Annotated in this window: 12 protein-coding genes; 1 reads left to right on the top strand and 11 read right to left on the bottom strand. The window is 62.6% G+C overall.

The window, feature by feature from the left end; all coding sequences use genetic code 11:
• Positions 1 to 29 precede the first annotated feature (29 nt).
• From QW887_RS33475 to QW887_RS33465, 3 genes are read right to left on the bottom strand one after another with little or no spacing between them, the layout of a single operon-like run.
• Complete coding sequence (locus tag QW887_RS33475; protein WP_015663990.1) at positions 30 to 1,043, bottom strand: sugar ABC transporter substrate-binding protein; 1,014 nt, start codon at positions 1,041 to 1,043, stop codon at positions 30 to 32.
• A gap of 42 nt (positions 1,044 to 1,085) precedes the next feature.
• Positions 1,086 to 2,057, bottom strand: coding sequence for an ABC transporter permease (locus tag QW887_RS33470; RefSeq protein WP_316196090.1), 972 nt, complete (start codon positions 2,055 to 2,057; stop codon positions 1,086 to 1,088).
• Between the two features lie 22 nt (positions 2,058 to 2,079).
• Positions 2,080 to 3,957 (bottom strand): AMP-binding protein, encoded by a 1,878-nt coding sequence (locus tag QW887_RS33465; protein ID WP_316196088.1) that lies wholly within the window; start codon positions 3,955 to 3,957, stop codon positions 2,080 to 2,082.
• 255 nt (positions 3,958 to 4,212) lie between these two features.
• On the opposite strand from QW887_RS33465, the gene QW887_RS33460 reads away from it, so the two are divergent.
• Positions 4,213 to 5,157 (top strand): AraC family transcriptional regulator, encoded by a 945-nt coding sequence (locus tag QW887_RS33460; protein WP_316161013.1) that lies wholly within the window; start codon positions 4,213 to 4,215, stop codon positions 5,155 to 5,157.
• Positions 5,158 to 5,461: 304 nt separating this feature from the next.
• Here the strand turns inward: QW887_RS33460 and QW887_RS33455 are convergent, their stop codons facing one another.
• The 8 genes from QW887_RS33455 to QW887_RS33420 all read right to left on the bottom strand — a co-directional run bounded on the left by QW887_RS33455 (position 5,462) and on the right by QW887_RS33420 (position 23,704).
• Entirely contained in the window at positions 5,462 to 6,397 is a 936-nt protein-coding gene (locus tag QW887_RS33455; RefSeq protein WP_316161011.1) for a DUF2493 domain-containing protein, read from the bottom strand.
• Between the two features lie 340 nt (positions 6,398 to 6,737).
• Positions 6,738 to 7,790, bottom strand: coding sequence for a toprim domain-containing protein (locus QW887_RS33450; protein ID WP_316161009.1), 1,053 nt, complete (start codon positions 7,788 to 7,790; stop codon positions 6,738 to 6,740).
• The gene (locus QW887_RS33445; protein ID WP_316196086.1) at positions 7,790 to 12,097 is read right to left on the bottom strand and encodes a strawberry notch-like NTP hydrolase domain-containing protein; all 4,308 of its coding nucleotides are present in this window, start codon (positions 12,095 to 12,097) and stop codon (positions 7,790 to 7,792) included. The genes QW887_RS33450 and QW887_RS33445 overlap by 1 nt, the downstream gene beginning before the upstream one ends.
• Positions 12,098 to 12,302: 205 nt before the next feature.
• Positions 12,303 to 14,426 (bottom strand): ParB/RepB/Spo0J family partition protein, encoded by a 2,124-nt coding sequence (locus tag QW887_RS33440; protein ID WP_316196084.1) that lies wholly within the window; start codon positions 14,424 to 14,426, stop codon positions 12,303 to 12,305.
• Positions 14,427 to 14,536: 110 nt separating this feature from the next.
• Positions 14,537 to 15,493 carry an ArdC family protein gene (locus QW887_RS33435; RefSeq protein WP_316176315.1) on the bottom strand — a complete coding sequence of 319 codons (957 nt, stop codon included), beginning with the start codon at positions 15,491 to 15,493 and terminating at the stop codon, positions 14,537 to 14,539.
• Between the two features lie 219 nt (positions 15,494 to 15,712).
• Complete coding sequence (locus tag QW887_RS33430; RefSeq protein WP_316176316.1) at positions 15,713 to 17,872, bottom strand: exonuclease domain-containing protein; 2,160 nt, start codon at positions 17,870 to 17,872, stop codon at positions 15,713 to 15,715.
• 385 nt (positions 17,873 to 18,257) lie between these two features.
• On the bottom strand, positions 18,258 to 21,608 hold the full coding sequence (locus QW887_RS33425; RefSeq protein WP_316175748.1) for an autotransporter domain-containing protein: 3,351 nt from the start codon (positions 21,606 to 21,608) through the stop codon (positions 18,258 to 18,260).
• Positions 21,609 to 22,018: 410 nt separating this feature from the next.
• Positions 22,019 to 23,704, bottom strand: a complete 1,686-nt coding sequence (locus QW887_RS33420; protein WP_316196081.1) for a recombinase family protein — start codon at positions 23,702 to 23,704, stop codon at positions 22,019 to 22,021.
• Positions 23,705 to 23,885: the final 181 nt, after the last annotated feature.

Below are 23,885 nucleotides of genomic sequence, written 5' to 3'. Positions count from 1 at the left end.
CGAGCCGGAACGCGCGCCGCGGAGCGTCGTCACTTCTTGAGATCGGAGAGGTTCCAGCACGACGTCTGGGAGTCAGCGTTCTCCTTGGTGATCGGAATGAGCGTGCTGTATTCGAAGCCCTTGACCGAGCCCGCCTTCACCCCCGAGGACAGCAGCCACTTGATCGTTCCGGCCATCTGCGCCGCCTGCGTCGGCACGTCGTAGCTCATGTTCAGATCGAACGAGCCGTTCTTCACGAGCTCGCAGGCGCCCTTGCGCTCTCCACCGCCCGATGTTGCCAGGAAGACCTTGCCGGTGAGCCCGGCCTCCTTGATCGCAGCGGCAGTGCCGATATCCATGCCATCCCAGAAGCCCACGATGCCGCACAGGTCGGGATTCTGCTTCAGGACGGTCTGCGTGATGGCCTTGGCTTTCGCCGCATCCCAATCGGCCGCCTGGCTCGACACCACCTTGATTTCAGGATGCTTGGCGAGAACGTTCTCGACGCCCTTGAGTGTGTAGGCACTGGCGGCCGCGGACAGCGCCCCCTGAATGATCGCGATCTTGTTCGACTTGCCCTGGCAGGCCTTGACCACCCCTTCGGTCTGTCGTTCGCCGATCTCGATCCAGTTCGCGCCGACGAACGCGGAGCTGCGATAGGCTGATCCCATGTTGATCTGGATGACGTAGATCCCTTCGTTTTCGGCGCGCTGCAACAGCTTGGCATAGGTCTGGACGTCGGGATTGTGGATCACCATGACCGCCGGCTTCTCAGAGATCAGCGAGGTGACGGCCTGCGCCCCCGCGTTGGTGTTCCAGTTGGGATCGCGAATCTCGAACTTGACGCCGTAGGGTTCGAGCTCCTTCTTCAGGCCCGCGTACCAGCCCTCCGTCAGATCGAAATTCATGGCGACCGGCACGTAGGCGACCGTCTTGCCGGCAAGCGCCTCGCGAAAGGTCTTCTGGAAGGGCTCGTCAAGCCCCTGCTGCGCGAGCGCCGGCGCCGCAGCCGCCGCGAGCGTCACCGCCACCAGACTTCCAAGTGCTAAGCTATGCGTGCGCATCGTCGTTTTCTCCCGTTTGATGTTTTCATTTTTCGGACTGAGCTAGATGTCGCCTTGCTGGGCCGTTTCTTCATTTCGCGGATTCAAGATCGTATCCGTGATCACCGCGATCAGCAGGACGACACCCTTGATCAGGTTCTGTCCGGCATAGGGAATATCCAGAATCGTCATGCCGTTCAGCATGGTCCCGATCAGCAGGGTGCCGATGATGACGTTCACGACGCCGCCGCGGCCACCGGACAATCCGATGCCCCCGAGCACGACGACGAGGATCACGTCATAGATCATGGTCGAGTTGAAGATCCGGGTGGGCATCGAGTTGACGGATGCCGCCATCACGAGACCGGCAAAGCAGCCGATCACCGCCGCAAGCACATATTGCAGCACGACAATCGGGCGCGAGGGAATGCCGGTCACCCGTGCGGCGAACGGATTGTCACCAACCGCATAGATAAAGGCCCCCCAACGGGTCTGACGCAGCAGAACGAACACCGCGATTGCGGCGATCGCAAACATCACGATCGACGTCGGGATGCCAAGGATGCTGCCCTGCCCGAGCCGCTCGAATCCCGCCATGCCGTCGCTCCATTGGACGACGTCGAGCTGGAACAACGCCGCTTGCCCAAGCCCTGCCGCAAACAGCCCGGTCGCGAGCGTTGCAAACAGCGGCGGCACCTCCGCATAGGCGATCAGCCAGCCATTGACGAGACCGATGGCGACGGCCAGGAGGCCGGCGGCGAGCAAGGAGGCCGGCAACGAGTGACCGTTCTGCACCATCTGCAGGACGAGCCCGCCGGGGACCGCGAGGGCAGCGATCAGCGAAAGATCGATGCCGCGCCCGATGACGACAACGGCCATCGCCAGGCCGAGAATGCCGAGAACGGCGACGTTCTGCAGCAGGGTCAGCATGTTGTCGGCGGTCAGGAAGCCTTTGAGGAAGATCGAGAAGGCCAGGAACAGCGTCGCGAAGACGGCGAACACGATCTCCTGTTGACCAAGCCGAAGGTGCTTCATCGTTGCTCTCACCAATTCCCAACTACGCCCGCCCGCGTGGCGGTGTCGCTTCAATGCGATAGGTCTGCGGCAACGCCGACAGGCTCTCTGCAAGCCGGCCCAGCGCGACCTCGTCGATCGTTTCGACCGCAATGCAGACGACCGTGTTGAGCTTGTCGTCCTTGTTGACCTGGATGTCTGCCGCGGTTTCAGGACCGAATATCCGATCGACTTCCGTCCTGACCTTCTCCCGCACGGCGAGATCGCGAAGCGTCGGCTTGAAGATCTTGCCCACGGCGGTGACTGGAAGCGCGTCAAGCACCACCACGCGCTTCGGGCGCGCGGGGGGCTCGTGGACATTCTGCTCGAGGTAGTCGCAGAGCCGCGCGAGCTCGATCGTCTGCTGAGGCGACGGCACAACGAAGAGAATCGGCACCTCGCCAGCGTAGGCGTCGGGCATGCCAACGGCAGAGCTCATTTGCACGCCAGGATATGCATTGGCGACATCTTCGATGGCGGCGGGATCGATGTTGTGGCCGCTCCGAACAATAAGGTCCTTCTCCCGACCTGTGAGAACCAGCCGCTCGTCTGCGGTGAGGTAGCCGATATCGCCGGTCACGATCCAATCATCGTCGGTCAGGACGCCGACATTGTGCGTGGGATCGACGTATCCGGGGAATACCTGCGGGCCCTTGGCCAGCACCAGCCCGCTCGTGAGCGGAGGACACTCCTTCCTCAGCTCCGGGTCGCCCAGTGCCACGATCTTCGTTCGCGAGAACGGCGCCCTGAATCCGACGCTGCCCTGAAGCGGCTCGCCGCGACCCGGGTTGAACGCGATCGCCGCCGCGGTCTCCGTCATCCCGTAAGTCTCGAACAACCTCACTCCCGTCCTGGCCTTGAAACGGTCACCAACCGCCTTCGGGAGCACCGCACCTCCAGTCAGCGCCATCCGGACCGAGCTGATATCGCAGGACCCAATCGGCACCTCCGCCAAAGCCGCAATGGAGGTCGGCACGCCGCTCACGATCGTCACGCGATGTCGTGCGACGGTGTACCAATAGTCGCGGATGACCTCCGGGACTCGCAGACCGTAGGGTGACGGAATGATCACGTGGCCGCCAGCGGCGAGAATCGACAGACCTGCAGTCATGGCGCCGCCGACATGAAACAGCGGAAACCCGTTCAGCGCGATGTCCAACTCGTCGAGCCCGTGAACCTGGGCGAAGCCCCATGCGGCGTGGATCTGGTTGCCATGTGTCAGGCGGACGAGCTTTGGACGTCCGGTCGTCCCTCCCGTGTGGAAGAGCGCGCACACCGACCGCCGATCAGTTGACGGTTCGAAATCGAGCGCATCTCGGTGCTTCGAAGCGGCTTCGTCAAAGACGGCCATTCGGCCGTTCGCATCGCGACTCTCGCCTAGAACGAGAATCTTCTGCAAAGATCCGACCCGTGCGGCGACCTTGTTCGCCCTGTGCCAGAGCGCCGGATCGTCGGCTTCCGAAGGGATCACAAGCAACGCTGCATTCTGCGCTTCGAGGAGATCGACGATCGCGTCCTCGTTCAGCAGATAGTTGATCGAGCTCGCGATGCCGGCGACCTGGGCGCCGAGCAAGGCCGGAAAGACCTGCGGCAGGCTCGGGCAGAGGAATGCAACGGTCGGTCCATCCGGTCTGATGCCGGACGCCCGGAACAAGTTCGCCGCGCGGGATATGTCGGCAAGCAATTGACGGTGAGTGAGGCTGATTTCGCGGGATTCACGAGGTGTCAGAACGGTCAGTGCCTGCCGATCCGGATGCAATCGGGCGGTCGCCTCGAACAGGTGATACAGATTTCGCGCAGGTACGAGGGCGTCATATGGCAGCCGCTCCAGCGCCACGATATCAGCGATGGAGCCGACAGGGCGCGTGAACCTCGTCGTCATCGGTGAAGGCAGGCCTCCCCCCATTGCTGCAGTCCCTGGCACGGCAAATCACGCACGCCCGCATCGGCATCCGCGACTGCTTCCTCCCGTTTTTGTTCTCTTAGCTTGCCGCCCCGAGTGACGCTTGCCTCGGAGCGCAAAGCTTTTGCATGGCCGCGCAAAGTTGGCTTGCGTAGAGCCGCTGGGCAACTAGAATTGCGGAACGGTCCTTGTGCGATGCAAAATGCAGCTTGGGCTGCTCGCGATGGATGACCGATGGAGCTCGTGTTCACAACGGAAAGCCTTGAGCCTTCCAAGCGCTACGCTGCCTGGCAAGGCGCCATTTGCGACGTCTATGTCCATGTCGACGTCGAGGCCGAGCAACGGTCCGACTATCAGGGCTTCATCCGAGAAGCACGATTTGGCGTGCTGACGATGACCGACGTATTGCTGTCGGAGCAGCGGATATCACGACGGGAGCGGCATATCGCCAGGCTCGACAAGGATTGCTACTACGTCGAATTCGTTCAACAGGGCAAGATCAACGTCCTGCAGGCAGGCCATACGCTGCATTCGAATCCGCACGTCGGCGCAATTTTCTCCGCGGCCGAAGCCTACGATCTGGAGTGCGTCGGGAAGGTTAGATCCCTCTACCTCGAGATTCCGCGCAAGGAATTCTCGTCGCGGTTCAGCGAGAACCGGATCCCGGTTGCGATGACTATTGCGACCGGACGCGGTCTTGGCCGGATCGCCGCCGAATTCTGTTCGACGTTGGCATCGGAAGCATCGTCGGTCGATGAAGCGGCGAGGTCGCGGCTGGGCGACGAGTTGATGGATGTTCTGGCTCTCGCCCTGGACATGGGCGACAAGGACCAATTTTCCGAGGACGCCACGGCTCAGAAAGCCCGCCTGCGCTCTGTCAAAGCTTGGATCGAGGAGCATCTCACCGACCACGACCTTTCGCTCGAAAAGATCGCACGGAACAACGGGGTCTCGCTCAGACACCTGCACTATCTTTTTCGACTCACGGACATGTCGGTGTCGGAGTGGATTCTCGACCGGCGCCTGCAACGGTCCTACGATATGCTGACACGACTTGAGCAGCGCGCGTTGTCGGTGACTGAGGTCGCCTACCAGCTGGGATTCAGCAGCTCGTCACACTTCAGCACCGTGTTCCGGCGGAAGTTCGGGCATAGCCCGTCCGAGCTACGCCGACGATAGGCCGATGCTCAGTGGCCGAGCGGCTCATGAGGCACTGCGCCGAGCTCCAGCACGTCCGCGCCGCCCACGCGACCATCAAACCTCGATTCACTCGACAGCTCGACCTTCGAGCAATTGTGCCGCCAATCGCAAGGCACATCAAGGCCGGCACAGCGTCGCGGCGGTCAGCGACCACCATGCACTCTGCGCCACCAGGTCCGACGCATTCAAGCAGACATACATGTCGATGCCGAGCGCAGGAGTCGCTTGGGATGTCGCCGCAGCCGCTTGGACGAACGCAAAGGACCTGCACAGTTGACGGCGCTCACGCGCCGCCTTGCCCGAAGGTCCAGACGGGAATGCCGAGGCGGCGAGCCTTGTCAGCGAGATTGCCTTGGATCCCGGAGCCCGGGAAGACCATGGCGCCGATCGGCAGCGTCGCCAGCATGGCGTCATTGCGCTTGAAGGGGGCGGCCTTATTGTGTCTTGTCCAATCGGGCTTGAACGCGATCTGCGGCACCTTGCGGTTCGATGCCCATTTGCTGGCGATCAGCTCGGCCCCCTTCGGCGAGCCGCCATGCAGGAGGACCATGTCGGGATGCTTGGCGTGGACCTTGTCGAGACGATCCCAGATGAGTGCGACGTCATTGAAGTCCGGTCCGCCGGTCAGCGCGATCTTGGGGCCTGGCGGCAGCATGACCTCCGTCTCAGCCCGATGCTTGGCAGCGAGGAAATCGCGGGAGTCGATCATGGCCGCCGTCAGCGTGCGATGGCTGACCTGCGATCCCGAGCGCGGCCGCCACGGCGATCGCGTATGGAGCTCGAAGGCCTCGGCGGCCAGATCGCGGAACAGCTCCATGGCGTTGCGACGCTCGACCAGTGACAGTCCTTCCGACGTCAGGCGCTCGAGCTCGACCGAGCGCACCTCCGAGCCGTTCTGCTCGCGCTGACTCGAGCGCTGCGCCTGCTCGTTGTCGTCGAGCTCGCGCTCGATGCGCATCGTGGCACGGTGGAACAGGTTGACCGTTGACCACAAGAGCTCCTTCAGCTCAGGCTCGAGGCGCGTCTCCGAGAGCGTCGCGACCAGGGCGTCGAAGATATCGGCGACCGCGCCGGCGATGACCCTGCCTTCAGGGAGCGGCCGAGGATCAGGCTCATCGTCGAAGGGGCGGTAGCCGTACAGCTGGAGTTCGGTCAGGGCGTTGTCGGTGCTCGACTGCGTATCGTGCGGCTCACGCATCTCGTCTTGCTGGTCGGACATGGGGACCTCGTCGATGTTCGGTGACCGCGTCGATCGCGGCCTTCCATGGCGATCTCCAAGACGGCGGGAGGACCGGACCAGAACCCGCTGATCCCTTCGAGCAGCGGGCCGGAGCGACAGCGGAGGATGGCGGTGTGCGCGGCTATTTTGCCTCGCGATGCAAAGGCCCGCCTGCGGGCCGGCGGAAAATAGCCACGCACCGCCATTGCCGGACCGGACCGCCTGCCGTCCGATCGCCTCTCAGAAGGCCCCGGCGCGGCTCTCTGACGCCCTGACGAGATCCTCTTGTCCCGACAATGTGCGGCGAGCGCCGAACGACTCTCCAGCGTCGAGCCGACGTTTAGGTCGCAGCCGCGCTCACGAAGCGCTCGGCATCTTCGGGCAGCAGCTGATGACGCAAGACGTCCAGGAGCTTGGCTGTCCCTAAAACGCGTAGGTCTTCGTTGAAGTCGTCCAGGTGAGGGCATAATGCGATCGCCTCGATACCGGCGTCCAGCGCGCGTGTCGTCAACGTCTCTGCCGCGGCGATACCAGCAGCATCAGCATCGACAGCGACGTAGATCCGGCGCAGCGTGGCCGGCCACAGCAGATTCGCCAGATGGTTGGCCGAGAGCGCAGCAGCAACCGGCAAGGTCGGCAGCACCGTCCGCAACGACAGCATGGTCTCGATGCCCTCGCCGGCCGCAAGCACGTCCTTGGCGGTCCCGAAGCGCACGGCATGCCCAAGCAGATCGCCCATCGCCCGCCGCGGCGTGTCGATTGGCGCCTTGCCAAGCCTGCGATCGTCGAAGCCATCGGGATCCAGCCAGGTGCGATGAACCCCGGTGATGCGCCCCTCGAGGTCCGTCACAGCGGCAATCAGCGCGGGCCATGTCTCGACATCGGAGGCATCGTCCGGCCGATAGTAGCAACGTGGATGAAAACGTAGACCATCAGTGCCTGCACGCGGGTCGATACCGCGATGAGCAAGATAGGCCTCGCCGCGCGTTCCAGACAGCGGCTGCCCCATCGCAAACAGCCGGCGAGCCGCTCTGGCGGAGTCGCGGGGGCGCACGGCATTCACAGCACCGACTGGAGGCTTGCGTTCCCAGTCCGGCAGCTTCAGAAAACGGCGCGCCTCCCCGGCAACCTCGTGAAAGCTGCTCAGGCCACAAACCGAGCCGATGACGTCGAGCAGATCGCCATGCTCCCCGGTCGCAGCATCCGTCCATTTGCCGGCCGGCCCCTTCGATGAGGCGTGCAATCGCACGAACAATGATCGGCCCGGCGTGTTGTTGACGTCACCGACCAACCAGTAACGTCCCTGACGTCTGCCGTTGGACAGATAGTGACGGCACACCGCCTCGGCCTCACGCGCAAGGCGGCGCGCCAGTTCAGACGCGTCGTCTGACATCACGACAGCTCCCGCCCGCGGACCTCAGCAATTGGAAACCGCTCCAGAACGCTGGCTAGGATCGCCGGGCCGCCTGCATCGGTCGGCACGAACATCCGCAGCCTCCACGAGATGATCTCGCTGAACAGCCCGTAGGCCCTGAGACAATCCCGTAAGCCCGCAGGGAAGCCCAAGAGCTCGATCCGGTTGGCGCCCATGACGCGCACCCTCCGCAGCTGCAAGCCCTCATGAAGATCGAGTACGTAGCCGTCACGCAGCACGGATGTGAACACGTCATCGGGAGCGAGCGAAGGTCGCTCGGTCGACGCTGCGGTGACCCAACTGAGTGGCACCTTGCGGCCGATGATACGCTCGCCCGCGTCGGTCTGGAGCCGGTAGACCCGCGCGGACTCCTGGGGGAGGCGCTTCCAGATCGGCAGTAGCAGCCCTGTGACGAGGTAGATCGTGGTGGTCGTGAACTCCGGAATGGATGCGAGCTCCGCACTCCAGCCGGCCTTGAACTGCTCGCGGTCTGCCTCGGCCCAATCATGCTCGGCCAGCCTGGCGAGCGGCAGAGTCTGGCGTCGCATCGGTCCGATCAGATGGACGCGCTGCTCGATCTCGCCATCGTCGAGCAACCAGCTCGGCGCCGGCACCTGGATCGCCGCTCGGCCCGAGCGGACATGGGTCACGGGAACAGCGCGGCGTTGTAGCAGCCGCTCCAAGGCCTCGTTCAGCGGCATCGGCCGGTTGCGGTCACGCTGGGCGATGGTGACGAGATGCGTCTCGGCACCTGTTGCCAGATGGGTGTTGATGGTGTGCCGCTCCATGACGACGAAGCTTTCTGCACGCAGCGTCTCCAGACCGGCATCGAAAGTCCCGGATGCGATCGCGCTCTCGATCCGCGCCGCGAGCAACTGCTCGAACACCGTGAACAGGATGTTCTGCAGCTCGATAGTCAGCGCCAGCAGCCGGTTCAGGAATGTCGTGATCGGCGGCAGCTGGTCGCGAAGGCCGTTCTCGTCCGTGAGCTTCAATCCCGTGGCCTGCTCGAACCGCTGCAGCGAGCAGCTCCCCAATTGCCCACGGGCGAGCAGCCCATAGAACTGACGCAGGGCATCGCGGGCGTACGGGCCTTCGAGATTGTCCTCCGGCCGGAACAGTCCCTGTCCGCCGGTCTGGCGCTGGCCACGGGTGATCGCGCCCAACGTGTCGAGCCGGCGCGCGATCGTCGACAGGAAGCGCTTCTCGGCTTTCACGTCGGTGGCGATAGGGCGAAAGAGCGGTGGCTGCGCCTGGTTGGTGCGATTGGTCCGGCCAAGCCCCTGGATCGCGGCATCCGCCTTCCAGCCTGGCTCCAGTAGATAATGCACCCGCAGCCGCTTGTTCGTCGCCGAGAGCTCGGCGTGGTAGCTGCGGCCTGTGCCGCCGGCATCCGAGAACACCAGGATGCGCTTCCTATCATCCATGAACGCTGCGGCCTCAGCGAGGTTGGCAGAGATCGCCCTCGTCTCGACCACCATCCGATCGCGGACGCGGACGATCCGTCTCGACCTGCCCGTGACCTCAGCGACCATGTCCGTGCTGAAGCGCTGAACGATCTGGTCGAGCGCACCCGGCACCGGGGCGAGCGAAGCGAGATGTTCGATCATCTGATCGCAGCGAGCGACCGCTTCGCGGCTCTCGACCGGCCGGCCATCGCGAGTGACCGGACGCGACAACAGATTGCCTTCGCCATCGGTGAACGGCTCGTAGAGCTGGACCGGGAAGGAATGGGCGAGATAATCGAGGACATATTCGCGCGGCGTGATGTCGACCTGGACGTCGCCCCACTCCTCGGTCGGGATATCGGCCAGCCGGCGCTCCATCAGGGCTTCACCTGTGGAGACGATCTGGACGACCGCGGCGTGGCCAGCATCGAGATCGCGCTTGATCGCCTGAATCAGCGTCGGCGTCTTCATCGAAGTCAGGAGGTGCCCGAAGAAGCGCTGCTTGGCCGACTCAAAGGCCGAGCGCGCGGCCGATTTGGCCTGGGCGTTCAGCGTGCCGGTTGCGCCGGTGATGTTGGCCGCCTGCATCGCGGCCTCGAGGTTGTTGTGAATGACCGCGAACGCCTCGGCATAGGCGTCATAGATCCTGACCTGCTCGTCCGTGAGCCGGTGCTCGAGCGGCTCGTATTCGACGCCCTCGAAGGACAGCGAGCGCGCCGCATAAAGCCCGAGGGCCTTGAGATCGCGCGCCATCACCTCCATGGCCGCGACGCCGCCCTGCTCGATCGCCGCCACGAAGTCCGCCCGCGTCGCAAACGGGAAATCCGCGCCGCCCCACAGTCCCAGCCTCTGGGCATAGGCCAGATTGTGAACGGTGGTCGCGCCTGTCGCCGAGACGTAGACGATGCGGGCATTGGGCAGCGCATGCTGCAACCGCAATCCGGCGCGGCCCTGCTGTGAAGCCGCCTGATCGCCCCGATCGCCCTTGTGGCCTGCAGCGTTCTGCATCGCATGGCTCTCGTCGAAGATGATCACGCCATCGAAATTCCGTCCCACCCAGTCGACGATCTGGCGCACGCGGGAAAGCTTCTCGGCCTTCTCGTCGGTCCGCAGCGTGGCGTAGGTCGTGAAAAGGATGGCCTCATCGAGCCGGATCGGCGCCCCCTGGCGGAAGCGCGACAGCGGCGTGACCTGAAGCCGCTCCATACCGAGCGCTGCCCAGTCGCGCTGCGCGTCCTCGATCAGCTTGTCGGACCTGCTGATCCAGACCGCCCGGCGCCGGCCCTTCAGCCAATTGTCGAGCAGGATGCCGGCGACCTGGCGACCTTTTCCGGCGCCCGTGCCATCACCGAGGAACCAGCCGCGCCGGAAGCGGACCGCCGTCTCCGTGTCCTCGCCGACCGCACGGACCTGGTCGAAGGTCTCGTCGACCGTCCAAAAGCCGGCGAGGAATCCACCATGCGCTTCGCCAGCAAAGATGAGACTCTCGAGCTGCGCGCCGGACAGCACGCCTTCGGTGACGATCCTGGCCGGAAGATGCGGCCGATAGGACGGCTTTGGCGGTGCGACGGAGGCCATCGCCGCCGACTGCACGAGCTTCGTAGGATGAGGCTGCACGCCCGGAATCCGGATCGACTGCAACTGATACGTCTCATAGAGCGCGTCAGTCAGACGAGTTCCTTCGTCGGAGACCTCATCCACGATGTCGTAGGCAAGCTCGCAGCCCTCAGGCTCACTGGAAGTCGGCAATGGAGAGGAGCATGCGGGATCCAGATCCCGTCTCGAACGAATTTTTGCACGCTGACCCACCTGAGCGACAAACCGGCTGGCCATCGGCGGCCGCGGTGGCACGAGCGCCGTGATCCAGCCGAGCAAGGTCCTGACATCAGGTGCCACCCCGGCAGATTGCGGAAACACACGAGCGTCCGGCGCTGGGCGCTTGTCGATCACGAGCATCCGTGTGGCGGTCGTCGTGCCCTGCCGCGCATAGACAGTGCCATCGATCGCCGCGGAGAACACCAGACGACCGCGCTCCTGCAGATGCACGAAGGCATCCGTCCAGGTCGGATTGTCGGGCGCAAGGCCGGCGGCCGTGATTGCGACCAGTCGCCCACCGTCTCCAAGACGTGCGAGGGCCGAAGACACATGGCGCAACGCCGTATCGGCCAGCGGACGGTCCACACTCGCGGTCGCCGAGAACGGGGGATTCATCAGAACCACGCTTGGAACGAAGGCCGCATCGAGATGATCATCAATCTGCGCGGCGTCGAAGCGGGTCACGGTCAGACCCGCGAACACCAGATCGAGCAAGGCTGCGCGACTTGCAGCGAGCTCATTGAGCAGAAGCGAGCCGCCAGCAAGCTCCGCAAAGACGGCCAGGATTCCTGTCCCCGCCGATGGCTCGAGCACCCGATCGGCCGAGGTCACTTGCGCCGCCGCGGCCGCAGCGAACGCCAATGGCAGCGGGGTCGAGAACTGCTGAAGACTCTGGCTCTCGAGTGAGCGCCTGGTGTGGCTCGGAAGTAGGGCCGCGACCTTTGCGACCATCGGCAGCATGGCCGGGGGAGTGCCTTTGCTGGCCTTGATCATCGCTGGACCGTGCTTGACGAGGAATAGGACAGAGGCGATCTCACAGGCGTCGTAGGCCGTCTTCCAATCCCAGCTTCCATCGGCGTCACTGGCGCCAAATGCGGTCTGCATGGCCAGGCGCAGGCACCTGGCATCGATCCGCTCGCCACGGGTAAGGCTTGGCAGCAGCAGCTCGGCTGCACGAAGGACGGCCTTGGCGCGCGCAAGCAGCGCGAAGGGCGCAGCCGGACAGTTCGTCTCGGTGATCATGTCGAGGAACCTTCAAGGAGAGCGGAACACGGAAGAGCTCCGCCGAACGCTCTCTCCGGTCCGGCGGACTCAATCGCGCTGCTCCGCCTCTCTCACTCTCGAGCTGCTCGACGAGACAGTGACCTCCATGAAAAAAGCCCGGCCGATCTGACCGGGCTTGCACTTCGGTTTCTTCAGGTTGGGATCGGCCGCGAAGGCAAGCTGATCATTCCGCGGCAACGATCTCCTCCACGTCGTCAGCGCCTTCCGTCGCCTCCTCATCCTCACTGAGGAACGCCGGCAGGCTAGCGGAATCGACGCCATCGACCGCCTGCGTTACCTCGGCATCCGCGCCACGCAGCGGCTCGGGCAACCAGCGACTGCCTTCAAGCAACCGCTCGGCTTCACGCGCCATGTCCGGCTTCCTCAGATGCTCGATGAGCTGCGCCGACGCTTCGCCCTTCGCTTCTCGCACGGCCTGCAGGATGCGGTGCTTGGTGACGCGACCGAGATAGGTGTCGACGGTGGGCTTCCAGCCGGCGCTGATCATGTCGAGCGCGACGGCGCGCGACAGATGGTCGGCCTGTTCGAGGCGCCCGCGGACGCCATGGGCGGACAGGCGGCCTTGATGCACGCGGTTGGCCGGCTCAAAGATCGCGTTCACCGTTTGCGCGGCGCAATGGGCGAACAGCTCTGCCTGGGCCGCTCCGTCCATCGTCATCAACGCTGCCCAGAGGTCCTTGTCGTTGGCCGGCAGCTTCGCTTTCCAGGCCGCGTGACGCGCGGCGATCGCCTTTGCCGGAGCGCTGTCCTGCAGGCCCGGCGGCTGCGCCGGGAAGCTCGGGGTGCGCAGCGAGATCTCCAGGCAGTTGAGGACTGACCCGTAGGGATAGAAGGCCGCGAGCACGAAGGTGTGCAGCACCGCCTGGAAGGCGATGGATGGCTCTCGGCCGAGTGCCTCACGAAGGGCGAGCGTGCGATACGCCGAGAGCTCGCTGATCAACCGGTCGGGCAGCGGCCGCTCGACATCCTCCGCGTCGACGGGCGCTTCCTGCTCGCCGTGACCGATGACGATTGTCGCCGCCGGCACCCCGCCCTCCATATCCGGAATGGCGGTCGCAATGTCCCTGTCGTGACCAGCTTCGGTCTCCGGCTCATCTTCCGACACCACGGCCTCATCCTCGGGTCGGACGAAACCGCGGGCGACGCGCAGTCGGCCTTCCGAGTCGATGCTGACGAACGCGCCAGCGCGCGCCATCTCGGCTGCATCGAAGATCATCGGCCGCTCGGCAAAGGACTGCAGCGCCGCCTCGATCTCACCGAGACGCTGATCGACATCCTCAGGCAGTTCATCGGCCTGACCGTGTTCGGCCTCGAGCCTGGCCTGCTCAGTCCGCAGCGCTTCCATGGTCGCCCGCTCGTCGGCGGTGAGCTCTGCCGGCTGCCCGTGAAGCTCGCGCAAGCCATGAGTATGCCCGAAAGGGAAGTCCACGGCGGCCGCGATCCACTTCCAGCCCTCAAGGCCAATCCGCTCCGCTTCCGCCTTCAGCTTCTCCGCTACGAGCCGGTCCAACAGCGCGACATCGTGGAGCCAGCCGCCATCGTCGGCCTCGAACAGATCCCGCAGCACAGCGCCACCGGCCATCTCGTAGGCAGCCAGCCCTATGAACTGGACCCTGCGGTCGAACGCCCGAACCGTCTGCTCGGTGAGTTGCCGCCGGATCTGGTAGGGCGTATCGCCGCCGGAACGGCTGACCTTGTCCCAGACCTCCTGTTGGCGTGCATGATCCGACGTCACCGAAAACGCCATCAGCTGCTCCAGGGTCATGCCGTCGGCCGCGTAGACGTCCAGAAGCGCCGGCGAGACCGCTGCCAGCCGCAGCCGCTGCTTGACGACCGCAACGGTCACGAAGTGCCGCGCCGCGATCTCCTCCTCTCCCATGCCGCCGTCACGCAGGGCCTGGAACGCCTGAAATTGATCCAGGGGATGCAGACCGACACGCTGGTCGTTCTCGGCAAGCGAGTCGTCCAGGGCGGAACCGGAATCGCGCACCACGCAAGGCACGGCTTGCGTTTTCGCCATTCGCTTCTGCTTCACCAGGAGCTCCAGCGCCCGGTAGCGCCTGCCGCCCGCGGGCACTTCGAACATCCCGGTCTCCCTGCCCTCGGCATCGAGGACAGCCCGAACGTTCAGGCTTTGCAGCAGCGTCCGCTCGGCGATGCTCTCGGCCAGTTGCTCGATCGAAACGCCGCCCTTGATCCGGCGCACGTTGGACTGGCTGAGCACGAGCTTGTTGAAAGGAATGTCGCGCGATGGCGACAGCGTGATCTTGTGAGCGGCCTTGGTCATGTCTTCGTTCTCCACGACGGGCGGCCCGGAGCCTCTCTCTCAGGCCTTCAACCCGTCGCAGAGCACCTCTCGCCCTCTCCCTCTCCTCAGTTCGCCCAAGCGTGCAGGCTTCACGCGGGTACGCGATGCGGAGCGCTTGGCCGAGCGAGGCCGGCAGCGCTCGGTGCAAAGCCGAGGAGATAGTCAGCCACGCGGCTCGCCTGGCTTGCCGCCCGGACAATGGCGCGACTATCCTCGCGCAGGACGTCGAGCCAAAAGCCGAGATAGTCGGCATGGCGCACGGTCGGCACGATGCCGAGCGCGGCGCAGCTGAAGGCGGCTGCGATCTCGGCGATCAGCTCCTCGAAGGCGTATTTGCGGCTGCCGAACCGACCCGAGAGATCCCGATTCAGCCGCGAGGCATGACCGCTCGCATGGGCGAGCTCATGCAAAGCGGTGCGGTACCAGTTGATCGGCTCGAAGAACGCCGCTGGCAGTGGCACCTGCACGAAATCTTCGACTGGCGCATAGAACGCACGATCACCCCCGATCCGGAAGTCGACGCCGCTGTTGACAATCAGGGTCTCGACCACAGGCTCCATGACACCCGGCGGCGGAAGCGGTGCCACGGTTGCGATATCATCTGGCAGACCATCGCATTGGTCGGTGTTGAATACAGTAAACCGCTTCAGGAACGGAATGGCTTGCGCCTCCTCGCCGACCTCGCGGGCACGTTGCCGTTCATCCGATGGCACAAAGCGGTCGGCGTAGACGACAGAGACGCCGCGCTCGCCCTTGCGGACATGACCGCCGAGCGAGAGAGCTTGCCGGAAGGTCAACCAGCTCTGGCCCGTCAACCCGCGCTCGATGACTGCCCCCCAGAGGATGAGAACGTTGATCCCCGAGTACGGCCGACCCGTAGCCCCATTCCGTGGCAAGGCCAGCTGAGCCTTCGCCGCTTGCGTCCCCCATGGCCGAACCCAGGGCACCCGGCCAGCCTCCAGCTCACCGATGATCTTGCTCGTGATCTCTTCATAGAGGCTCGCCCGGCTCTCGCCGGCGCGCGCACCAAGTCTCCGTTCCTGCATCGCGGATCTCCGCGACGGGCGCGGCGGAACTCTCTCGCCACTTCCAACCCGTCACGGCCAACCCGGCCTGCACTCTTGCTCTCAACGAGCTTCACGCCCATCCAGGGCGGACGGCCCATGAATTCCCTCCGGAGCTTCCGGGAGGACATCGCCGTTTGACGTCCACCGGGATGGTGAGCTGTACACGTGTATTGCTTCCCTGGGGACAGCATCGCATCCTTAAGCGGCCTGTTCCTCCGCCGGCGGGCCCTCACTTTCGCGCTTCCTGTTGATCAGATTGAGCAGCTGGGCGGCAGCCTTCGCATCGCAGAGTGCGCGATGATGGCTCTCGAGTTCGATGTCATAGATCTGGCACAGATTTCCGAGCCCGTAGGACTTATGGCCGGGATATCGCCGTCGCATTCCGGCGCAGGTGCAAAGCTTTGGAAAGCGGAACTTTCGATCGAGACGGCTGAACTCGTAAGCGATAAAGCCATAGTCGAAATTGACGTTGTGCGCGACGAAGACGCCGTCACCCATGAATTCGAGAAAGCTGTCTGCAACAGATGCGAAAACCGGAGCATCGCGAACCATCTCGTTTGTGATGCCCGTGAGCCGGGTGATATTTGCCGGAATGGGACGCTGAGGATTGAGCAGGGAGTGCCACTCATCGACAACCTGATGATTGCGGATCTTGACCGCGCCAATCTCGGTTATGCGGTCGCCAGAGGCCCAGCTCCCAGTCGTCTCGATATCGACAACAATGTAATCCTGCCCGGGGTCGAAGCAAAACTCGACCCTGCAGATCTCTGCCTGGAGCCCGGCTGATTGCAGTTGCCGCAGGCGTGTGAGCTGGTTGCGGCGGATGACGTCACCCTCTGCCTTGATCTCCACGAATGAGACCGCGCCATCGCGAAGCAGCATCAGATCAGGGAATCCGTCGCGCATCGTGCGGAAATCCTCGCACATCGCGTGCAAGATCGCGGCAACGCCGTGAGGGTTGGTGTGATCGAGAAGCGTACGGACAGCCTCGATCTGAAAGCGATCCCAGTTGAAGATGCCATTGGGCCGCCCCCAGTGCGCAGCGAGCGCACGCAGGATCAGCGGAAGGGCATCACCCGATCGGACGGCGGCAAGCTTCACGTCCACCTGGGCCTTGAACAATCGGATGAACGTGCGGTCTTTGAGACATTGCGGGACCCAGTCGAAGCCGCTGTGCAATTGACCGGATTCGAACAGCTCGTCCCAGAACAGAAGGCCGAACAGGGTGTGCCACAATGCGTTCTCGGCAAAGTATACCTGGCTGCCCCGACGGCGCATGACCCCAGCGACACCGGCCTCCGGGTTGCCCCGATGTGTGTCGTCGACCGCGACGACGCGCCCCGAGCGCAGGAGTTCGGTGCAAAGCCCCGTTCGCTGACCGCCAAACTTGCGCGCATAGAAGTCAACCGCAAAAACGTGCTCTTCGTCGCTCGCCGGATCATCAATGATCTGGCGCAGAAGCGTTTCAGATTCGCCTTTCGCGCCCAGACTGTAGTGAAGGCGCACGAGGCGCTCGCGGCATTCGGGGGACGAACCGGCACGATAAAGTTGAAGCGCGAGCGCAGTATCGGCGCCCTTCTCGAAGAACTGGCCAAGCTTGAAGGCCGCGCGGCTTCTCAGATCCTGAGCGTAATCTGTCGGACCTGGCGGTCCGCCGAGCAGGTCGACCACTCCCTGGCGATAGATCGCCTCGGCTTCGGTCTCGAGTTGGTCGAGCAGGCTACTATAGTGAAAGCAGGCGTGGGCTTCATCGCCATCCGCAAATCGTGCACTGAACGAGGTCGCACTGTTGGTGCGCATGATGCCGAGATCGCGTAGCGCGAAGGTCTTGAGATCCCGCTCCGTCTTGCCAAAATAGAGATAGAGGAGAAATTCGATCGGCCTCGTGTTGTGAAGCGCGATGAAGTTTTTCCCACCACAATGCTGAGCAGCGACCTCAAAAGGAACATTGGCGAGAAAGTATTCGATGAGCTTGGACTTCGACCAGGATTTACGAATATCGGATCTTCCGGATGCATGCGCCGCCGTCACAAGGGTGTCTTTGGGCAAGCATGTTACGAAAGCGGCGTAATCGTCGACCTGCAGAACACGAGCATGGGCGCTGGCAAGCAGATGCAGAGCCGCGGCTTCAACATCTGCAATCTCTGGATATTTGAAGAGCGTGCGATTGAAGATCGCTCCCCGTCGATTGACCATGCGGACAAGAAGGCATTGTGCATCCCTGGGAAGACCGTCAAATTGCTCGATGAAGACATGGTGCTCCGGGGTCAGGACAGCACCGTAAGTCTTCTTCACGAAGCCGAGCATCTCCGTGAAATGATCGAGATAGTAATAGACAGGAAGAACTTGCGGCTTCATCCGGGGCGCTCTTTTCATGCCTTCTGTTGCGCAGCGTAGCGCGGTTCAGCCCTTCAAGCCTTCTGAGGTGAGGGTGGGCATTGGGCTCTCTTGACGGTGCGGCCACCCCGTTCTATTTTTGTTCTTTCCTGCCCCGATTTGTCAAGTGAGTACCCGCTTGAGCCTTCGCCGTCATCGCGCGAATGCGCGCCCCTCCTGATCGACGGACTCGTTGAGGGTCTGCGTTGGAGCGACTCAAGGCGCGGCCGATTTTCATCTCGAGGCGAGCCGAGCACGGCCCCTAGTCGAAGGATCGTGAGCTTCCGCAGAGATATGACTCTGTCCCACTCGTTCCCGATGATCTCGCCGCTCGTGATGATTCTCATCGATTCTTGCGATATCGCGGTCACCAGACATAGCGCATGGAGGCTCTACCGGAATAGGAACGTGTGGTGCTCGAGAACTCTCCATCGAGGGTGGCAGCCGCGGACCAGCCATTGCTCCAATGTCGTTCGAGACCCAGAGTGGTCAACGCAGCGTCCGGCGCCGGCTGCGCGCCGCTGACGGTAAAGCTTGCCCCCGGCAGCGATTGGAAAGTTGCAGCGACGCTGCGATCCGAATTGAAGTCATGAGCCCACGCGATACGGCCTCGCCAGTTGAGCACGCCATCCTTGTCCCCCAAGGACAAGCCGGTCCGAAGTCCTATTTCGGTCCGATAATCTGTCACCCGCTTGGCGGAATAGCTCAGGGCGAATACCGGGGCGCCGGCGACGGACTGCTCGGCGTATTGGGGCAGATCAAGCTGGGCGGCCTGCCCTGCCGCATAGGGCGTCAGACCGAAATTGCGGATCAAGGGCACCGACAGGCGATAGCCGGCTTCAACGCGTCCGGAATAGGCGTTCGCTTTGAACGACGCCTTCAACCGATCGACACCGGCTATGGTGCGATCTGTCGTTACATCCTGCCAACCGTAAGCCAAGGCTGCGCTCAGATAGGCCGGCCCTTGGACGTGTCGAACATAGGCGCCAGCCTGAAACAGATCAGATCTCCCTGTTCCGAGGGCGTTGACACTAAAACCTGTGCCGCCACCCGCGAGAGCAAATCCCGCGACCGTGGCCGGCGTCAACAAATAGTCTGCCCCGACCGCAGTGCCGTAGATGCGGCTGGTGGAGCGAGCTGATCCGGCTCCGGCGCTTCCATCCGTCGACTGCGACCCGCCAAATCCGTCAACCCAAACACTCCAGCGCGGCTCGAGCGATTCTGGCTGCCTGCTCATCGACGCAAACGCGTTCCCCGCCGGCCGGCTCGGTGTCCTGTCAGCCTCGGCATAGGCCAGCGGGGCAACTTCGCCAACGCCGTCGCGCCCGGCCTGACCGTGATCCCCGAGCAGGCTGACAAACTGCCCCATCGCATTGAACGTGGCCTGCTGCGGAGCTGACGCGAGCTCTCCCGATACTTGGGTCAGTCCCGAGGGCGAAAGTGTGCCAAACACGAGCGGAATACTGCCCGTCGTATCGAAGAACCGCGTCAGTGCGTTGGCAACATTCCGCTGGTTCGCGGACAGGCCGCCACCGTAGTTCGGCGCGCTTGCCGGAACGAAATCAAGCGATAGGTCGAGATAAGCAGCATTTGCGTCATAGCTGAGGGCGGATTTGAAACCAGCCGGGAGATTGGTATTCGCCAAGGAGGCAAACGTCCCGCTGACGCCGCCACCGGCGGTCAAGATCGTATAGCGCTTGGCGACGTAGCTGCCCGCAGCAAAGATTGCCTCGACCGTTGCCCCGCCCGCCGTCATCGTGCCGCTGATACTGGCGAAACTCGAGGCTGTCGGATTGAGCTGAATGAGATAGATCGCGCCAGATTGAAATGCGAGATTCCCCACGATCGCCATCGAACTCCCGGCTGTACCATTTCCGGGCGCGAGGACGGTGCCACTATTGATGCTGACCGTCAGGGGATCAATTGTCCCGGTGCCGGTTATCATCCCGGAATTCAGGTTGACTGCCGACGTCCCGGTGAGCGCGCCGTCCACCTGGAAAACGCCGCCGTTGATATTCGTTGCTCCGGTGTAGCTGGCCGTCCCCGCGAGGACGAACGTACCCGAGCCCGTTTTCGTGAGACCGCCGGCACCGCTGAGATCGAGGTTTGCAGTGCCGGATTGAACGACAAAGTCTGTATTGGATGCGATCACACCATTTCTGACCAACCCACCCGTCAGAAAGACACCTCCATTTTGCGTCTGAGTGGTCCCGCCAAGGTCGAGGATTCCGCCTGCGACCGTCGTTGATCCGCTAGCCGCACCGAGCGTACCGCTGCCCGAAAGCCGCAAGGTCCCCGCGTTGACAACCGTTCCCCCGGTGTAGGCGTTGGCAGCAGCCAGCACCATCGTTCCGACGCCGTCGAACACCACCGTTCCAGCAGAACCTCCATCCGAGATCGTCCCCTGGATGGTCTGCGTCGTGCCTGCCGGCGCCGCAAAATGTCCACTCCCCGTGAGCTGAATCGCATTGCCGATTGCAAAGTCGGCCGTGTTCGCGAAAGAGAGGCTCGTTCCGTTCGCCATATTGAGCGTGCCGCTGCCCAAGGCGTTGTTGTTGGCAATGACCAAGGAGCCGGCGTTCAGCTGGGTTCCTCCTGAATAGGTGTTGTTGCCGGACAAGATCAGCGCGCCACCTCCAACCTTCGTCAGACTGCCACCGGCCCCCGATATGACACCCGAAACCTCGGTGTCCGTATTCGACAGTCCGGTCGTCAAGGTTTTCGAGCCGAGAATGAAGTTGCCGGCGCCAGCAATCGATCCAACGCTTATCCCGCTGGATGTCAGCCCAGAAATGTCGACAGAGCCGCCCAGATTGGTCACGAGTTGGGCGGTGCCGCCGCTACTGGTGTCGGTAAAGCGCGTGACTCCGAAGGCGCCCGTGGTGATGACCGCGTCACCCGCCGTCGCCGAATTGGCAAACTGGAGCGTACCTAGATTGCCAGAGATACCTGACACCATGAAGCTCGGGCGATTGCCGGACTGATCGTCAATCCCCGCCCCGCTGATCACCAGCGACGCGGCGCCGCCGGAATTGCCCGTCACGTTGAATGTATAGGCCGGTGCGCCGCTCAGAAAGCTCAAACCAGCCACCTGCGTTGCCTGCCTGACGTCGATTGCGGTGACAGTGGAGGCTCCGAACCGGGCGGTGTCTGTCGCAAGGGGGACCGATCCGACAGTCCAATTCGCTGCCGTGTTCCAATCGGAATTGATGGGTGTCGCAAGCCATCCGGGCGCGACGGAAACCACTGTCCGCGTCGCCGTCGCCACATCGTTCCAGTTGAACGTTGCCGTGGGATTGGTGCTCAGCGACATCTGAATCTGTTGCTGACTGGGCGTAGACCAATTCACCCAGATCCGCTCGAAATTGAGCTGCAGCAGGACATCGTAGGTGCCAAACCCGGGAACAACGTCCGGGACGGAGAAAATCACGCGACATTCCGCCGGCGTACAGTTCGTCCCAGACAAGCTTCCCAAGGTATAGTGAGCGGTCCCCAGCACACCTCCTGCATCGATCGTGATATTTGCCCCGACCACGTTGAACGTGGACGGCGAGCCAGCTGATACCGGAATGACGAAATTGGCCGGATTGACCAGAAACTGCCCGCCGCCGCGCGAGGACGTAAAGTCGAACTGCCAAAGATCGGTCGCCAAAGCTGGAAACGCTGGACAGCAACCCAACGCGACCGCGATCGCTACGCGAGACAACACCTGACGCATGAACCACCCCCAGATACCAAATTATCTGAGGTTACCATTCGTGTCATCATGTTACCGTCTGTTTCCAACAATCCGTGGCCGCCCTCCGAGACGGATGCCCGGAGGCCAAACATAGGATGGCCGCCGAATTCCTTGCGTCGGACATGCCGGGCAACCGTCCCCGACTCAGCCTGCCCTCCAAGCCGGAAAATCGGGTGCCTCCCTGAGCATGCCGCCCTTGTTTCGTATAACCCGAATTTTATTTGCACCGTCGGGCAAATCAGTGGTTCATTGGATGCCGGCTTAACTCTGGGAGACAACGATGGCCGAACAATCACCTTCGACGTCCGACCTTGTTCACATCTCGAAATTGAACGGCGACTTTCGACGGAACTACGGGTCGCTCCTTGGAGCGTATCTCTACCTGCGTTCTATCGACGCCGTGCGTCAGCGCCCTTTCCGTTGGATGGGGATCGCTTCACTGGTCGGGTCCGCTGTCGCCGCCGTGATCGCGCGATACGGCTCTCTTTGGTGACCAGGCGAACCACTAACCGGGCAAGCTCGACTTCCGTGTTGAGGTAGGTGACGCCGTGGTCGGCACGCCCATTCTCACGGAATCTGATCATGTTGCTGTCATTCGAAGCCGTTGGCATCACGACGTAGTCGAGAATGGATTCATTGTGCTCATTCAGCCGGATCGCCACGATCCATCCGGCCGGTAGACGTCGGCAAGAAACGGTCCAGAAGGGAGAGAATCCCGGGCGCGCTCCAGCTGTCCAATAGGCGACCCGAAAAAAAATCTGCTGCCGTTCATCGACAATCAGGTGCTGCTCAGGAACACCTACGAGGGTCCAACGGCTCTTGATACTCTGGAGGGCTACGTGACATCCCTCCTTTTGCAGCTGCTGGCAAGTGCGTCCCGCGAGGGCCGAGAGTGGCTCAACCCAACTCCGACGAACGTCGATGTACTCGCAGCGTCGTTGCGACTGATATCCGATCAGCCTGTAGGCATTTCGCAGAGTCCCGAAATGGTCAATAAAGGTTCGGGCTGACGGGAGGTCCACCGTTGCGTTGATGATCGTCGGCGTGAGACGGCCCTCCTTCTTCAATGTTCGCTTCAAACGGAGCAACATCTCCTCTTCGCTAACGTCAACGCGCCTCTCTTTCACGATCTTCTGGACAGCAAGAAAGACATCATCTGTAATGATGCGCTCAAAGCACCGCTCAGAGCGGACCCATAGGTTCGCGGGGTTGTTGATCCGCTCACCGCCGAGCTTTTTCGACTGCCTGTTGTAAACCAGGTTACCGATGTAGTTTTCGTTTCGCAGCATACGGCTGATCGTGGGTGCCCTCCACGCCTTCCCTCGGCACAAAACCCCTTCGCGGTTGAGTTCTCTGGCGATTGCCTTCTCAGATTTGACCTGAAGGAAGCGTGCGAAGATCCGCTTCACAACGCTGATCTCGTGTGCATCGCCAGGCCGCAGACGAATATGATCCGTCTGGAGATACTTTCGCTCTCCCCTGTCCATGATCTTCTTCGGCTCGAGGCGCTCGTTGACCAAAACACGCTCGAGGCCGTAGCTAATGGGTCCGCCAGGCAGAAAGCCGAGTCCAACGAAACGACAAATGCCCGTATGCACCTTGACCGACAGTTCGCGGCTATATTCGGCCGCCATAACCCTCTTCAGATTTTTGACGATGTTAGAGAGCATGCTGCCGTCATTGTCGAACTGCTCAGCGCAATAGCTGACTCTGATCCCCACCTGCTTGCAGATGAACTCGTAGTGTGCGGCTTCGTCGACGTCCTGGAAACGGCCCCACCGGCTGATGTCATAGACCAGTATATGGTCAAAGTCGGTCCGCCTGTTACTGACGTCTTCAATCAGCTTGGCAAGCCCCGGCCTGTTCTTGATCTTGAGACCGCTCTCGCCATGATCCGCATAGGTCTTGACGATCGAAAGCCCGTGGGCGTGGGCATAGGCCGCAATCACCGCAGCCTGATTCTGGATCGAGTAGCGCTGATAATCCGTCGACATGCGAACGTATTGCGCTGCACGTCCGTTTGGTGATTGCGGAAGGTGGGTCTCGCGGACGACGAGCGCATTGACCATCATCATGCCCCAGCAGCTTCGTCAGCATCAAACGCTCGTTTTGGCTAGCTGACAAGACCGGCTGCAGCCATGATAAGGCGCGCCGCTGGAAGGTCCATCATCGCTCTTCCGCTGTGAGCGAATAGATCCGAGCCGCGGCGCTCTCTCACAAATTGGCGCGGCTCGGGGAAACAATATGCCTTGATCA

It is taken from the genome of Bradyrhizobium sp. SZCCHNRI3052 (assembly GCF_032484895.1).
GTDB lineage: Bacteria > Pseudomonadota > Alphaproteobacteria > Rhizobiales > Xanthobacteraceae > Bradyrhizobium.
The sequence above is the reverse complement of the archived record's forward strand: the minus strand, read 5'-3'. Positions and strand labels throughout refer to the sequence as shown.